Source organism: Caulobacter vibrioides, from assembly GCF_002310375.3.
Taxonomy (GTDB): Bacteria; Pseudomonadota; Alphaproteobacteria; order Caulobacterales; family Caulobacteraceae; genus Caulobacter; species Caulobacter vibrioides_D.
Genome location: NZ_CP023315.3, coordinates 549,543 through 564,789, shown reverse-complemented (window position 1 = coordinate 564,789; position 15,247 = coordinate 549,543). Strand labels below are relative to the sequence as shown.

The following is a 15,247-nucleotide window of genomic DNA, read 5'->3' as shown; positions in this document are numbered from 1 at the left end:
GTGTCGGCGTAGCCGACGGAGGGGGAAGCCTTTAAGCCTTGCCCCTCCCCCCTCCGACGCTTCGCGCCGCCTCCCCCATAGGGGGAGGATTTGAGTCCCCTAACCGAACAGGCCATGGATCCACCATTTCGGCGCGTCCTCGCCGCCATAGAGTCCCTGACGGAAGATCCAGAACCGCTCCCCGGCCTCGTCTTCCACGCGGTAGTAGTCCCGGATCTTGCCGGGTCCGGTCTGGCCCTTCTCCACCCCGACCCGCCACCATTCCTGGCCGATCCGCTCGGGTCCCTCGGCCCGTCGGACGCGATGGGAACGCCCCCGCCAGGTGAACAGGCGCGGTGGATAGTCTGGTAACTCGGCGGCGATGGCGACGATCACCTCGGGCCGCTTGAAGAGCCGCACCGGCCGTGGCCGGTCGGGGTCCCACCGCGCCGCCGGCGGCGGATCCAGCGGCCCCACGCGCACGACCGAACGCTCGGGCACATGGCTCTCGAACGGATCGGCGCGCCAGACCCGGTTCTCGCCCAACCGGTTGACCAGGCGATCGATCAACGGCGCCAGCGTCTCGTCGGCGCTGGCCGCAGCGTCCGCGTCGAGGCGCGCCTGCGCCGCCGCCATCGGCTCCACCGCGGAGGCGTGGACCGTCACCACCTCGATGCCGAAGCCCGGATCGACCACGTCCAGCTTGGGCTTGATCAGCCTGGCCAGTCGCTGGGCGTCACGGCCGATCCGCGCCAGCCCCACGCGCACCGGAAAAGCCCGCCCGTCCAGGCGGTGGAACACGACCTCGAAACGCTTGGCGCCGCGCCCCTCGGCCTCCAGCCGGGCGCAGATCAGGGCCAGGGCGTCGGCGGCCACCCGGGCTAGATCCTCAGGCGCGCTGATCGGCTCGAAGAAGGCCAGTCGGTCAAACCACGGCGAGGCGGGACGACGGAAGATCAGGGCCTCGCTGGCCGCGCCCAGGGCCTGGTCCAGGCGCAAGACCGCCGCCAGTCCGAACCGCTTGGCCAATTGGGCGCGCGGTAGGGCCAGCACCTGGCCGACGCGATGCAGGCCCAGGCGCGGCAGTTGGGCTTCTGCGGCTTCGCACAGACGCAGGGCCGCGACGGGAAGAGTCGCGATCGCGGCCCTCTGCTCGCCGGGCGGCGCAATGGCGAGGTCCGGCCCGAACCGCGCCAGAGCCCAGGCCACGCCGGCCGTGTCGGCGATCGCCGCCCGCGCCGGCACGCCCCAGCGCGCCAGTCGCGACACCAGGTCGACCAGCATGGCCGCCTCGCCGCCCCACAGGTGATCGGTCCCGGTGATGTCCAGGAAGAGGCCATCGTCACCGTCGATCGCCACCGCCGGCGAGAACCGGACGCACCAGTCGCACAAAGCCTCCAGCGCTGTGCGATCGGCCACCGGATCGTGGTCGGCCGTGACGAGGTCCGGGACCAGGGCCAGGGCGTCGGCGGCCTTCTGGCCGGCGAAGAGACCCATAGACCGAGCCTGATCATCGACGGCGGCGAGGCGGCGAGTTCCGCGTTCGGAGACAAGCAGGGCGAAGGGCAATCCTCCCCCCAGTGGGGGAGGTGTCGCCGCAGGCGACGGAGGGGGAAGTCCTGCTGGCTCGGCCCCTTCCCCCTCCGGCCTGCGGCCTCCTCCCCCTTGGGGGGAGGATTTATCCGAAGCGTCGTCCGGCCTCCGCCGCCGCCACGTCGTGATCGGCCAGTTGGGACACCAGACGGAAAGGATGCGGGCCATGGCCGGCCTCCTGAGCTTGCAAGATCCAGCTGCCGGGACGCCCGCCCCGGCAGCGCTCGAGTTCGACCCGCCAACGCGACGGCCCCAGACCGATGTCGTCCGGCGGCGGGCCGCTGGGCGCAGGCGCGATCCGCCAGCGACTGAACGACGCCGAGCCGGAGACGAGCCTTGGCTTGCCCCCTGCTCGTCCCCCGTAGGAGCGGCGGTGCAGCACCACGCCAAAACCGCCGCGCTTCTCGCAGGCCAGTTGCAGGCGGCGCCCGGCGGTCAGGTCCGGAGCCTCGGCCTCGGCCACAGCGGCGGCCACGCCCTGGGTCGACAGCGCGTCCTCCAGCAGCGACAGGGTTTCAGCCTCATCGCGGGCCCGCACCTGGATCAGCCGCGCCGCCGGAAACCCCAGCCCCAGTAGTCCCGGCGCGAAGAGATCGGCCCGTCGCGCCACCCAGACCACCGCCCCGCCTTTATTATCTGTCAGTCCACGGATCATCTGGGCGACAAAGGCGGCGGGCGCGGCGCCGGTTTCGTCCTCCAGCCCTGCACCGGTCACCTCATGCCAGCCGCCCAGCGGCAGACCCCCACCGGGAAAGCACCCGTCGATCGACGGCTCTCCGAACGACAGCACCGGAGTCGGAGTCCGAGTCCCCGCTTCCATCGCGGCGATCCGGCCTCTCAGGGCCGCAAGACGCGCCTCGCGCGATCCGGCCATTCCCAACTCCATGTTCTATTTTTGTTCTGATCTTCCCGGACTGGAGAGTCAAGGCTTGGAGAGTCGCGCCCAACCGGCCAAAGTGTCTCAAACGGCCGTATGAAGCCCTGCAGGAAGCGTCATGTCCCTCTCCCGCGTTCTGATCGCCAACCGGGGCGAGATCGCCGTCCGGATCGCCCGCGCGGCGGCCGAGGCGGGGCTCGAGAGCGTCGCCGTGTACGCCACCGACGACGCGCAAAGCCCGCATGTCAGCGCTGCTGATCGCGCCGTCGCCCTGCCGGGCGCGGGGGCGCGGGCCTATCTCGACATCGCCGCTGTGGTGGCCGCCGCCAAGGCCGAGGGGTGCGACGCCCTGCATCCCGGCTACGGCTTTCTGTCAGAGAACCCGACCCTGGCCCGCGCATGCGCCGAGGCCGGGATCGTCTTCATCGGCCCCTCGCCCGAGCACCTGACGAGGTTCGGCGACAAGGCCGCCGCCCGCGCCCTGGCGGCCGAGCGCGGCCTGCCGCTGATCCCCGGAACCGGCGCGATCACGCTGGAGGCCGCCCGCGCGTTCCAGGCCGAGCACGGGGCGATCATGCTGAAGGCCCGGGCCGGCGGCGGCGGACGCGGCATGCGCATGGTGCTCGACCCCGGCGAACTGGACGCCGCCTTCGCCGCCTGCGAACGCGAAGCCCTGGCTGCGTTCGGCGATGGTGGTCTCTATGCGGAAAAGCTGATCGAGCGCGCTCGCCACATCGAGGTGCAGATCGTCGGCGATGGCGATCAGGTGCTGGCCTTGGGCGATCGCGACTGCTCGCTGCAACGGCGGAATCAGAAGCTGGTCGAGATCGCGCCCGCCGCCCTGCCCGACAATCTGCGCGCCGCCCTGGCCGGCTGGTCCGAGCGCCTGTGCGTCGGCTATCAGGGGCTGGCGACCGTCGAGTTTCTGGTCGACGCCGATCCGCATTCGCCCTTGGGGGGCGAGGCCTTCTTCATCGAGGTCAACCCGCGCCTGCAGGTCGAGCACACGGTCACCGAGGAGGTCACGGACCTCGACCTCGTGCGCCTGCAGTTCGATCTGGCGGCGGGCAAGCGCCTGGACGACCTGAACCTGACACCCGCCCCGCCGCCGTTCGGCGTGGCCATCCAGGCGCGGATCAACGCCGAGACCCTGACGGCCGATGGCCAGGTGCGCCCGTCGACCGGGACCTTGAGCGCCTGGACGCCGCCGGGCGGCCCCGGCGTGCGCGTCGATGCGGGCGTCGCGGCGGGGCTCACCATCGGTGCAGCCTATGACAGCCTGCTGGCCAAGGTGATCGTCAGAGGACGGACGCCCGGCGAAGCCTCCAGCCGGCTGGACCGCGCCTTGACCGAGCTTACGGTCGCCGGCGTGGCGACCACCGCGCCGCTGATCCGCGCCATCCTGGCCCATCCAACCGCCGTGATCGGTGAGGCGACGACCACCTTCATCGCCCAGCACGCCGAGACCCTGGCCGCCGAGGCCCAGCGCCTGACGCCGGAGGCGGTCACGACCGTAACGCACTTCGAGGTCCTGGCCGGCGCCGAGCCTGTTGTTGCGCCGCTGGCCGCCACGGTCGGGGCGATCACGATCCGCGAGGGCGATCTCGTCCGCGCCGGTCAGGCCCTGGCGGTGCTGGAGGCGATGAAGATGGAGCACCTGGTCTGCGCCAGCGCCGGCGGCCGGGTGGTCAAGATCGCCGTCCAGGGCGGAGCGACCGTCGCCGAGGGCCAGCCGCTAGTGTTCCTGGAACCGGCCGAGGTCGAGGGCGCGACGGACGAACAGCCCATCGAGCAGGATCTCGACGTTCTCCGCCCCGACCTTGCCGAGGTCGTCGCCCGCCATCGCCACACCCGGGACGAAGCCCGCCCCGAGGCGGTCGCCAAGCGGCGCAAGACCGGCCATCGCACTGCGCGCGAGAACATCGACGACCTCGTCGATCCCGGCAGCTTCCTGGAATATGGCGCCCTGGCCATCGCCGCCCAGAAGCGACGGCGCTCGACCGAGGACCTGATCGCCAACACCCCCGCCGACGGACTGATCACCGGGATCGGGACCGTCAACGGCGCGCTGTTTGCGCCCGACAAGGCGCGCACGGCGGCGCTCGCCTACGACTTCACCGTGCTGGCGGGCACGCAAGGGGCGATGAACCATCGCAAGTCCGATCGGCTGATGGCGTTGATCGCCGACCAGAAGCTGCCGGTCGTCTGGTTCGCCGAAGGCGGCGGCGGGCGTCCGGGCGACACCGACACCACGGCGGTGGCGGGCCTGGACGTGCCGACCTTTCGCAGCTTCGCCCAGCTTTCGGGCCTGGTTCCCAAGATCGCCATCGTGGCGGGCCGCTGCTTCGCCGGCAACGCCGCCATCGCGGGCCTTTCGGAGATCATCATCGCCACCCGCGACAGCAACCTCGGCATGGGCGGTCCGGCGATGATCGAGGGCGGCGGGCTGGGCGTCTTTCGTCCCGAGCAGATCGGGCCGGCGGCTCATCAGTGGCGCAACGGCGTCATCGACATCCTGGCCGATGACGAGGCTGACGCCACGCGGCTGGCCAAGCAGGCGCTGTCCTATTTCCAGGGACCACTGGCGCATTGGACCGCGCCTGACCAGCGGCGTCTGCGTCACGCGATCCCGGAGAACCGGCTGCGAGTCTATGACGTCCGCATACTGATCAATAACCTCGTCGATGAAGGCTCATTCCTGGAACTACGCGGCGGCTTCGCGGCCGGGATGGTCACCGGCCTGATCCGGATCGAGGGCCGCCCGATGGGTCTGATCGCCAACGACCCGCGCCATCTGGGCGGGGCGATCGACTGCGAGGGCGCCGAGAAGGCCGCCCGCTTCCTGCAGCTGTGCGACGCCTTCGCCCTGCCGGTCTTGAGCCTGTGCGACACGCCCGGCTTCATGGTGGGACCCGACAGCGAGGACGCCGCCGCCGTGCGCCGCGTCAGCCGCCAGTTCATCGCCGGCGCCAAGCTGCGCTCGCCGCTGTTCACGATCGTCACCCGCAAGGGCTATGGCCTGGGGGCCCAAGCCATGGCCGGCGGCAGCTTCCACAGCCCCGCCTTCATCGCCGCCTGGCCCACGGGTGAGTTCGGGGGCATGGGCCTCGAAGGGGCGGTCAAGCTGGGCTACCGCAAGGAGCTGGAGGCCGAGACCGATCCGGCCAAGCAGAAGGCGCTCTACGACCAGCTGGTCGCCCGGCTGTACGCGGCGGGAAAGGCCACCAGCATGGCGGCGGCTCTGGAAATCGACGCGGTCATTGATCCCGCCGACACGCGGCGCTGGGTGATCGGCGGCCTGGACGCGGCGGCGGGCGTGCGCCGGCCGTGGGAGGTGCGGGTGGACAGCTTCTGAGGGACCCTACGCCTTGCCATCCGACTTCCCCGGCGAATGCCGGGGTCCAGATCGAACCCACGCACGTCCGCAGGTACGAATACGGCCTTTGGCGCAGACACGGCAGGCTCCCAGGATGGATCTGGGCCCCGGCATTCGCCGGGGAGGTCGGTCTCTTTAGGTCCAGCTGAGCCTAGTCTCTGTTCAGCCCGTCGCGAACAATGATCGGCCCAAAGAAGAACCCGATGCCCAGCGCGTCCGCCACGATGTCGAAGACGTCCGCGTCGCGGCCGACGATCGGCAGCCCTTGCAGAACCTCGATGCCGATCCCGAAGCCCAGCAGTACGACGGCGATCTTCCACCAGCGACTGCGCGGCAGGGCCATCGCCGCCAGGAAGGTCAGGCCGTAGAAGACGATGAAGTGCTTGGCCTTGTCCCAAGGGATCAGGCCGGTGTTGTCGTCGCCTGCGGCCAGGGCGGCATAGAGCGTGAACGCGGACGCCGCCGTAAACACGGCCAGGCCCAGGCGGTTGATCTTGCGCGGAACGAGCAGGGACATGGGACGGTCTCTCCCCTTCTCCCCTTGAGGGAGAAGGTGTCATCCGAAGGATGACGGATGAGGGGTTTCCCGGCATCGCCGCATGACCCCTCACCCGGCCCTCCGGGCCACCTTCTCCCGCAAGGGGAGAAGGGCGATCAGCCTCAGAACGTCAGGGCGCGGGCTTCCTTGACGTGCGGCAGCGCCTGGATCTTGGCCAGCAGGCCAGCGTCCGGCGCCTGGTCGACGCCCACCAGGGCGATGGCGTCCTCGTCGGCGGACACGCGGCCCAGGTTGAAGGTGGCGATGTTGACGCCCGCCTCGCCCAGCAGCATGCCCAGGGCGCCGATGAAGCCCGGCTTGTCCAGGTTGTTGACGTACAGCATGGCCGGCGAGAAGGCCGCGTCCAGCTCCATGCCCTTGACCTCGACGATGCGCGGCGCGCCGGCGATCACCGTGCCGGCGAAGGCGCGCTTGCCCTTCTCGGTGGTGATGGTCACGCGCATCAGGCTGTCATAGGTGGGGCTGACTTCCTGGCGGCTCTCCGAGACGGTGATGCCGCGCTCCTTGGCGATGGCCGGGGCGGAGACCATGTTGATCTCGGCCAGCATCGGCTTCAGCACGCCCGCCAGGGCGGCCGAGGTCATCGGCTTGACGTTGAGGTTCGAAACCTCGCCCTCGTAGGCGATGTCGATGGCCTTGACGCCGAAGTCGACCATCTGACCAGCGAAGGCGCCGATCTTTTCGGCCAGGGCCACGAACGGCTTCAGCTTGGGGGCTTCTTCGGCCGTGATCGAGGGGCTGTTCAGGGCGTTGGTGACCGCGCCGGTCAGCAGGTAGTCCGAGACCTGCTCGGCGACCTGCAGGGCGACGTTTTCCTGGGCTTCATTGGTGCTGGCGCCCAGGTGCGGCGTCGCCACCACCTTGTCCGAACCGAACAGCGGATTTTCCTTGGCCGGCTCGGTGACGAACACGTCGAACGCCGCGCCGCCGACATGACCCTCGTCCAGCAGCTTGCGCAGGGCGGCCTCGTCGACCAAGCCGCCGCGGGCGCAGTTGACGATCATCACGCCCTTCTTGGTCTTGGCCAGGTTCTCGGCCGACAGGATGTTGCGGGTCTTGTCGGTCAGCGGGGTGTGCAGGGTGATGACGTCGGCGCGGGCCAGCAGCTCATCGAGTTCGACCTTCTCGACGCCCATCTCGACGGCGCGTTCGGGCGACAGGAAGGGGTCATAGGCCACGACCTTCATCTTCAGGCCCAGCGCCCGGTCGGCGACGATGCCGCCGATGTTGCCCGCGCCGATCAGGCCCAGGGTCTTGGCGTACAGCTCCACGCCCATGAAGCGGTTCTTTTCCCACTTGCCGGCCTGGGTCGAGACGTCGGCGGCGGGGATCTGGCGGGCCAGGGCGAACATCATGGCGATGGCGTGCTCGGCCGTGGTGATCGAGTTGCCGAAGGGCGTGTTCATCACGACGATGCCCTTGGCCGTGGCGGCCGGGATGTCGACATTGTCGACGCCGATGCCGGCGCGGGCGATGACGCGCAGCTTATGAGCGGCGGCGATCACGTCCTTGTCGAGCTTGGCGCCCGAGCGAATGGCGATGCCATCATACTCGCCGATCACGGCGATCAGTTCGTCCTTCGACAGGCCGGTCTTGATGTCGAAGTCCAGGCCGCGGTTCTTGAAGATCTCGACGGCGGCGGGGCTGAGCTTGTCGGCGATGAGGACGCGGGGAGCGGTCATGGGGATTTCCTTGCGGAGAATAGGTTGGGAAGCCCCCTCCACCGCCGTTCGGCGGTCCCCCTCCCCCGATGGGGGAGGAAGGGGGAAACGCGATCCTTCTTCCCCCTCTGGGGGAGGAGCGCGAAGCGCGGAGGGGGCCCGTAAAGGGCTTTAAGCGGCGGCCAGTTCGGCGGAGACGGTGGCGAAAGCCCAGTCGAGCCAGGGCGTCAGGGCCTCGAGGTCCGAAGCCTCGACCGTGGCGCCGCACCAGATGCGCAGGCCGGCCGGGGCGTCGCGATAGCCGCCGATGTCGAGAGCCGCGCCCTCCTTCTCGAGCAGGCTGGCCAGCTTCTTGGCGAAGTCGGCCTGGGCGTCTTCCGGCAGGGCGCAGATCTTGGGATCGACGACCTTCAGGCACACCGAGGTGTTGGAGCGGATCTCCGGCGTGGCGGCCAGGAAGTCGACCCAAGGGGTCTTGGCGACCCAGTCGGCCAGCACCTTCAGGTTCTGGTCGGCGCGGGCCTGCATGCCTTCGAGACCGCCGATGGACGCCGCCCACTTCAGGGCGTCGAGCGCATCTTCGACACAGAGCATCGACGGGGTGTTGATCGTCGCGCCCTCGAAGATGTCGAGGCTGACCTTGCCGCCCTTGGTCATGCGGAACAGCTTCGGCATCGGCCAGGCCGGCGTGTAGCTCTCCAGACGGGCCACTGCGCGCGGCGACAGGATCAGCACGCCGTGCGCGCCTTCGCCGCCCAGAGCCTTTTGCCAGGAGAAGGTCACGACATCGAGCTTGGTCCAGTCGAGATCCTGAGCGAAGGCCGCCGAGGTGGCGTCGCAGATGGTGATGCCTTCACGGTCGGCCGAGATGAAGTCGGCGTTGGGCACGCGCACGCCCGAGGTCGTGCCGTTCCAGGTGAAGACCAGATCCTTGGCCGGATCGACCTTGGCGGTGTCGGGCAGCTGGCCGTACGGGGCGCTCAGCACCTCGACGTCGGGCAGCTTCAGTTGCTTGGTGACGTCCGTGACCCAGTCCTTGCCGAAGGACTCGAAGGCCAGCAGTTGCACGGGGCGGGCGCCCAGCATCGACCACATCGCCATTTCGACGGCGCCGGTGTCCGAACCGGCGACGATGCCGATCAGGAAGTCGGCCGGAACTTCCAGCACTTCGCGCGTCTGGTCGATGGCGGCCTTCAAGCGCGCCTTGCCCAGCTTGGAGCGGTGCGACCGACCCAAAACAGCGTTTCTGAGATTTTCGGGGGTCCAGCCTGGGCGCTTGGCGCAGGGGCCGGAAGAGAACTCGGGGCGAGCCGGGCGGATCGCCGGCTTGGCGAGGGTCGTGGTCATAGCGATGTCTCCCATCCTTACAGATGGACTGCGCCCCGTTGGGGGGGCGTGGCCCGCCGGCGAGAAACCGCGTCTCGAACCGAAAAGCAAGGAGAGATTTGTCGCGGGGCGCGGATTATCGTGCGCCTTAGGAAATTATTTTGCGGCGCGGCGGGCCGCCAGAGCCACACCGACAAGCAGACAGCAGAGAACGCCGAGGGTCACCAGGTTGTTCACCGTGGCGTAGAGCTTGTCGTAGAGCTTGTCGGCGACGAGATAGTAGGCATGAAGGCTGAACTGCACGCCCTGCAATAGAACCGAAAGACCGAGCCAAGCGGTCGCATGACGCAGCGCCAGAAGCAGGAGCCCCACGGCCAGGGCGCCGTCGAGAGTCAGATAAACCCAGCGTACCGTGTCCGTGTCTGGGATAAGGCCAGAGAAGGTGAATCCTAGAGTAACGGCTAGGACTAGGAGCGCACCTCGCCTTTCGGCCTCGCCCCCCCCACCGCCAAGCGGCAAAGCAAGCAGTGGCGAGCAGAAACCAGCCGATCAGTACGAGGATTTGCGCGTGGGCGAACATAAGAACTAGGCCTCTAACCGAGATTAGAGGCCTAGAATATTAAACTATCGCAATGTGCGATCACGAAAGCCTAGACAACCTCACGCAGCCCCTGCGGCTGCGGAAGCTGTTCTTCCTTGATCAGGCCGCCCATGCGGGTGCGGATGCCGACGCGCAGGCGCGTTTCATCCAGTTGGCTGTGCGCCTCGACGATGGCGCTGCGCGCAGCGGCCAAGGCCTGGATCGCGTCGGCGACCTTCGTGCACGCCGCATCGCCGACCGTAGCCGACAGGCCCAAGTCCTTACGGGCCTGCATCAACTCGGCCATCATGCCGGACACTTCGAGCATAGCCGCATCGACCGCTGCTTCCGTGGCGAACAGCTTGTTAGCCACACGCTGAGCAACAAAAACCTTTTCCACACCCGCCTCCATTTAACGAAACACTAACAAGAAAGGTAAACGGAATGTTAACGGGAAGGCAACGCAAAAATGTGCGCTAGCGTTGTTTTGCCGCGCAACTCTCGCTTCGGATGGAAGTGAAGCGTTAGGAACATTCAGGCACATTATCGCCAAGAGTGAGTTCCTGGGTGCGATGAGCCAAGACCGCAACCATAACGCGTCAAGCCACGCGCCACTTCAGGCGCGGATCGCCGGTGTGGCCCTGGCCACCACCGTGCTGGCGCTCGTGGCCGCGTGTCTGTGCTTCATGCTTCAGCAGTGGAGCGTGGCCCGTCAGGAAGCGCGCGCCAACCACGAAGTGCTCGTGCAAATGGCCGCCGCCGGGGCCGCCGCACCTCTGGCCGATCACAATATGGTCGGCGTCTATCGCGCCCTGGAAGCGGTGGCGAAGGCGCCTGGCGTCGCGGGCGTTAGGATCGTCGACCAAAAGGGGCGCGTCGTCGCCCAACTGGGCGAAGCCAATCCCTCAGACGTAGACACGCTGAGGCAGCCGATAAAACTGTCGTCGCAGACCGTCGGTACGGTTGTGCTGATCGCCGAGCATCCTCGCATCGCCCAGACCCTGGCGCGCGACCTGGCGCTGACCGGCGCGCTGTTCTTCGGTGCGGCGGGCATGGCCATCCTCCTGGCCAACAGCCTGGCCCGACGGCTCGCTCAGCCCATGGAGCGCCTGTCCGAAGCCATGCACGAGACCGCAGTCGGCGGACGCTTCAAGCCCGTAGAGGAAACCGCCGACGACGATGTGTTCCGCAGCCTGACCGAGAGCTTCAACCACCTTGTGGCGCGCTTGGAGTGCAATGATCAGGACCTGCGCGGCGCCATGGCCGAACTGGTCAAGGCGCGCGACGACGCGAACACGGCGAACGTGTTGAAGTCGCACTTCCTGGCGAATATGAGCCACGAGATCCGCACACCCCTGAACGGTGTGCTGGCGATGGCCGACGTCATGGCCATGGACAAGCTGAGCGATATCCAGCGCGAGCGCCTGTCGGTGATCCGCGAGTCTGGCGCGGTGCTTCTGGGCGTCCTGAACGACGTGCTTGATCTGTCCAAGATCGAGGCGGGCCGGCTGGAAGTCCAGGATCGCCCCTTCGACATCGCACAGTTGGCGCAGTCGATCCGCGAGACCTTCTCGCCCCAGGCCCGCGCAAAGGGCTTGGCCTTCGAAGTCGCGGTCGCGCCGGAAGCACAGGGCCTGTGGCGCGGCGACGCCGATCGCCTGCGCCAGATCCTGGGCAATCTGATTTCGAACGCCCTCAAGTTCACCTTGGATGGCGCCGTCGCCGTGCGCTTCGCCTCCGCCGAAGACGGCACCGGTCTTCGGATCGACGTGGCGGACACCGGTATCGGGATCTCGGCCGAAATCCTCCCGCGCCTGTTCGACAAGTTCGTGCAGGCCGACAGCTCGACCACGCGTCGCTTCGGAGGCTCGGGACTGGGCCTGGCCATCTGTCGCGAGTTGGCGACGATGATGAGCGGCTCGATCAAGGTGCAAAGCCGCGAGGGACGAGGCTCGACCTTCACTGTGCTCGTCGCCCTCCCGCGCGAAGAGACCCTGACCGACGTCCACTACATCGACGACGGCGATCCGATTACGCCCCAATCGCCCGCCGAGCCGCCGCGCCTTCGCGTTCTGGCCGCGGACGACAACCCGACCAACCAAAAGGTCGTGGCGGCGGTCCTGGCGCCGCTGAACGCCGAAGTCACGCTGGTCGATGACGGCGCGGCTTGCGTAGAGGCCTGGCGAAACGGTGACTTCGACGTCGTACTGATGGACATCCACATGCCGATCATGGATGGCGTCGAGGCCGCCCGGAGCATCCGCGCAACCGAACACGCCGAAATGCGCCGACGCACGCCGATTATCGCCGTGACGGCGAACGCCCTGGCCCATCAGGTCGAAGAGTACCTGTCGGTCGGCATGGATGGTCATGTCGCCAAGCCGATCGAGGTCAGCAAGCTCTACGACGCCATAGAGGGCGTCGTGGCCAGCACCCGGATCTCCCACGCCGCATAGTCGCCGCGACGGGCGCTCCTCGGCCCCTCTTCAACATGAACACAAGATAACGAGCGGCTCAGAACCGCTTCAGACGGGACGTGTTTCTCTGACCTCAACGTCGCTTCCACCCCTTCCCTCCGGTGGCGACGGAGACATTTGAAGAGGAACCGAACCGATGAAGAAGATCCTGATCCCGATCGTTGCGGTCTCGGCCCTGGCGGCCGCCACCGTTCCCGCCGTGGCCTCGGCCCAGTCGATCAATGAGCGCCAAGACCGTCTGGAGCGCCGCATCGACATGGGCCTGCGCAACGGCTCGCTGACGCGGAGCGAGGCCTATCGCCTGCGCGCCGAACTGCGCCAGACCGCCCGCCTGGAACATGACTATCGTCGTGGCGGCCTGAGCCGTTGGGAACGCGCCGACCTGGATCGTCGCTTCGATCGCATCAGCGCCCAGATCCGCTACGAGCGCCATGATCGCGACTACGGCTATGGCTACGGCCATGACCGCGACTATCGCGGAGACCGCCGCTGGTAAGCGCGCCTAGCTGCGAACCGGCGCCAATCGGAGCCGGCTCTCCATCACCGTGAAGCCGCGGCCGCGCAACAGAACGCGCGCGCCGCGGCTTTCGCATTCCAGGTCCCCGCCCCGACCCGGATAGGCCTGGTGGAACCTGAGCGTCCGCGCCCCCAGCTTGTCGCCATAGAGCGGCATCAGGATGCAGTGGGCCGAGCCTGTCGTCGGGTCTTCAGGAATTCCAAAGCCCGGCGCGAAAAACCGGCTAACCACGGCGTAGTCGGACCCGGCGTCCGCCAGCGCGACCACAACCGTTTGCCCGGGACCGCCGGCGGCCTCGCCCCCGATCGCCTTCAAGGCCCCGAGATCGGGGTTGAGCCCGCGAACGGTCGCCTCGTCGTCCATCACCGCAATCAGATAGGCGCCGGCCCACACCTCGCGCGGCGTTGCGCCAAGCGCCGCCACCAGCTCCTCGGGGACCTCGGTCCGGCGCGGCGGATCGGCGGGGAAATCCATCTCCAGCCCCTCGCCCGCCCGGCGCACCGTCAGCGGTCCCGACAGCGTGTCGAAGGTCAAAAGCGGGACATCAACGCCCAACTCCTCGAACAAGGCATGGGCGGCCGCCAACGTCGCGTGGCCGCACAGAGGGGCCTCCAGCGTGGGCGTGAACCAACGCAGGCCAAAGCGGGCGGGATCGTCGGTTTTCAGCAGATACGCCGTCTCGGCCTGGTTGTTTTCCGCGGCGAGCGCCTGCATCCAGGCGGCCGACGGCCAGGCCTCGAACGGTTCGAGCACGCAGGCCGGATTGCCCTTGAAAGGTCCGTTGGCGAAGGCGTCGATGGTCCACTGGCGCATGGCGAAAGCTCTGGCGAAATCCGATGGACATCGCTGTTATGCGCGACGGACACGACCGGCAAAGCCTTTATTGTCCCGGTGACAATCCAGGCTCAGGGCTCGATCGCGATTTCCGGCCAGCGCGCCTTGGCCGACGCGGTCGTCCGCTCCCAGCCGCCGGCCCCCTTCAAGCGCAAGGGGTTGGGCCGCAGGCGAAGCGCGAACAAGTCCTCCAGTCCGAACGGCGCCCACACGCGAAGACTGTCGTCAGCCTCCAGGCGCACCCCCACACAGAAGGCCGTCGCCACGAAGCGCTTCAAGGCTGCGGCGCTGTCTTCCAGCGGCGGATAGGGCTCGTCCGCCCCAAACTTCTTCTCGAACCACAGGTGCACGCGCGCCTGATTGCGAACCTCGACGAGATCGCGCAGAGGCGGCTCGAACGCCGCGGCCACGCGCTTGATGACCACATCCTCGGCTTCGTAGGAGGTGTCGCTGTCGTCGTGATACGCGACGTCATAGTCCTTGATGCCGTAGTCCGGCGCCCGGCCGGTCAGGTGGTTCCAGACCGGCTGGTAGACAGCGCCTGAGAAGATCATCCAGTCAGGCAGATCCAGCGCGCGAACAGTCTTGAGCACCTGCATAGTCGTGGGGACGCCACGCACGATCTCGACGAAACGGTCTTCCAGGCTCGGGGTCATGTCCGCAGCGTCCAGCCGTGATCAAGGGGGCCATGACCCGCGCCGAACCCCGGCGCACGCAGCATGGCTTCGTGCACATAGTTCCAAGCCTGGGCGACGGCCTCTTCAAGCGTGAGGCCCTTGGCCAACCCGGCGGCGCAGGCCGACGCAAGGGTGCAGCCCGTGCCGTGCGTGTGCCGCGTCTCGATCCGCTCGCCCTCGAAGGTGGTCTCCCCCGCCGAGGTCATCAGTACGTCGACCACCCGCTCGCCGGCGACGTGGCCGCCCTTCATCAGAACCGCCTGAGCGCCCAGGGATAGCAAGGCCTCGCCTGCGCGACGCAGATCGTCGGTCGTCTCGACCACGAGACCCGTCAGCGCGGCCGCCTCGGGCGCATTGGGCGTCAGCAGAGTCGCGCGCGGAATCATCAGGCCCTTGACCGCGCCGATCGCCGCCTCGGCCAGAAGGGGAGCGCCGCCCTTGGCGACCATGACGGGATCCACCACCGCCGGAACGCCAGCCGCATAGTCCAGCGCCTGGGCGACGGTCTCCACCACCGCCGCATCGCCCAACATGCCCGTCTTGATCGCATCCGCGCCGATATCGTCGAGCACGGCCCTGGCCTGCGCGGCGATCACGTCCAGCGGGATTGGATGCACGCCGGTGACGCCCAGGGTGTTCTGCACCGTGACGGCGGTGATCGCCGTCGCCGCATAGCCGCCGAGCGCGGTAATGGTCTTGATGTCGGCCTGGATCCCCGCGCCACCGCCGGAGTCCGAGCCGGCGATGACAAGAACGCGACCTTTGTGAGCTTGTGACATGCGGCGTTCTTA

General features: G+C 68.0%; 13 protein-coding genes and 1 pseudogene. 4 read left to right on the top strand and 10 right to left on the bottom strand.

What is annotated here, in order from left to right; genetic code table 11:
• Positions 1–99: 99 nt before the first annotated feature.
• Both CA606_RS02800 and CA606_RS02795 read right to left on the bottom strand, forming a co-directional pair.
• Complete coding sequence (locus tag CA606_RS02800; protein WP_233282175.1) at positions 100–1,740, bottom strand: Y-family DNA polymerase; 1,641 nt, start codon at positions 1,738–1,740, stop codon at positions 100–102.
• Positions 1,658–2,458, bottom strand: a complete 801-nt coding sequence (locus CA606_RS02795; protein ID WP_181242747.1) for an ImuA family protein — start codon at positions 2,456–2,458, stop codon at positions 1,658–1,660. Before CA606_RS02795 ends, CA606_RS02800 begins: the two co-directional genes overlap by 83 nt.
• A gap of 109 nt (positions 2,459–2,567) precedes the next feature.
• Between CA606_RS02795 and CA606_RS02790 the strand changes: the two genes are divergently transcribed.
• On the top strand, positions 2,568–5,804 hold the full coding sequence (locus tag CA606_RS02790) for an acetyl-CoA carboxylase family protein (RefSeq protein ID WP_096052483.1): 3,237 nt from the start codon (positions 2,568–2,570) through the stop codon (positions 5,802–5,804).
• Between the two features lie 172 nt (positions 5,805–5,976).
• Here the strand turns inward: CA606_RS02790 and CA606_RS02785 are convergent, their stop codons facing one another.
• Positions 5,977–6,342: a VanZ family protein gene (locus CA606_RS02785; protein WP_096052484.1), complete on the bottom strand. Its 366-nt coding sequence runs from the start codon at positions 6,340–6,342 to the stop codon at positions 5,977–5,979.
• Between the two features lie 143 nt (positions 6,343–6,485).
• A complete protein-coding gene (gene serA, locus CA606_RS02780; RefSeq protein WP_096052485.1) occupies positions 6,486–8,066 on the bottom strand; it encodes a phosphoglycerate dehydrogenase in 1,581 nt (526 codons plus the stop codon).
• Positions 8,067–8,090: 24 nt separating this feature from the next.
• Here serA and CA606_RS20505 point away from each other — a divergent pair.
• Positions 8,091–8,159 (top strand): annotated as a pseudogene (locus tag CA606_RS20505) (hypothetical protein); the annotation flags it as partial.
• A gap of 57 nt (positions 8,160–8,216) precedes the next feature.
• Here CA606_RS20505 and CA606_RS02775 read toward each other — a convergent pair.
• The 3 genes from CA606_RS02775 to CA606_RS02765 all read right to left on the bottom strand — a co-directional run bounded on the left by CA606_RS02775 (position 8,217) and on the right by CA606_RS02765 (position 10,351).
• Entirely contained in the window at positions 8,217–9,392 is a 1,176-nt protein-coding gene (locus tag CA606_RS02775; RefSeq protein ID WP_096052486.1) for a phosphoserine transaminase, read from the bottom strand.
• Positions 9,393–9,527: 135 nt separating this feature from the next.
• Positions 9,528–9,743: a hypothetical protein gene (locus CA606_RS19835; protein WP_233282174.1), complete on the bottom strand. Its 216-nt coding sequence runs from the start codon at positions 9,741–9,743 to the stop codon at positions 9,528–9,530.
• A gap of 278 nt (positions 9,744–10,021) precedes the next feature.
• On the bottom strand, positions 10,022–10,351 hold the full coding sequence (locus CA606_RS02765) for a hypothetical protein (protein ID WP_096052488.1): 330 nt from the start codon (positions 10,349–10,351) through the stop codon (positions 10,022–10,024).
• Positions 10,352–10,433: 82 nt separating this feature from the next.
• Here CA606_RS02765 and CA606_RS02760 point away from each other — a divergent pair, with 82 nt between their 5' ends.
• Both CA606_RS02760 and CA606_RS02755 read left to right on the top strand, forming a co-directional pair.
• Positions 10,434–12,407 carry an ATP-binding protein gene (locus CA606_RS02760; protein WP_096052489.1) on the top strand — a complete coding sequence of 658 codons (1,974 nt, stop codon included), beginning with the start codon at positions 10,434–10,436 and terminating at the stop codon, positions 12,405–12,407.
• A 157-nt stretch (positions 12,408–12,564) separates the two neighbouring features.
• Positions 12,565–12,924 carry a hypothetical protein gene (locus CA606_RS02755; RefSeq protein ID WP_096052490.1) on the top strand — a complete coding sequence of 120 codons (360 nt, stop codon included), beginning with the start codon at positions 12,565–12,567 and terminating at the stop codon, positions 12,922–12,924.
• A gap of 6 nt (positions 12,925–12,930) precedes the next feature.
• On the opposite strand, the gene CA606_RS02750 is transcribed toward CA606_RS02755, so the two are convergent.
• From CA606_RS02750 to thiD, 3 genes are all read right to left on the bottom strand, one after another.
• The gene (locus tag CA606_RS02750) at positions 12,931–13,758 is read right to left on the bottom strand and encodes a PhzF family phenazine biosynthesis protein (RefSeq protein WP_096052491.1); all 828 of its coding nucleotides are present in this window, start codon (positions 13,756–13,758) and stop codon (positions 12,931–12,933) included.
• A gap of 92 nt (positions 13,759–13,850) precedes the next feature.
• Positions 13,851–14,435, bottom strand: a complete 585-nt coding sequence (locus tag CA606_RS02745; protein WP_096052492.1) for a nucleotidyltransferase family protein — start codon at positions 14,433–14,435, stop codon at positions 13,851–13,853.
• Complete coding sequence (gene thiD, locus CA606_RS02740; RefSeq protein WP_096052493.1) at positions 14,432–15,235, bottom strand: bifunctional hydroxymethylpyrimidine kinase/phosphomethylpyrimidine kinase; 804 nt, start codon at positions 15,233–15,235, stop codon at positions 14,432–14,434. The genes CA606_RS02745 and thiD overlap by 4 nt, the downstream gene beginning before the upstream one ends.
• Positions 15,236–15,247: the final 12 nt, after the last annotated feature.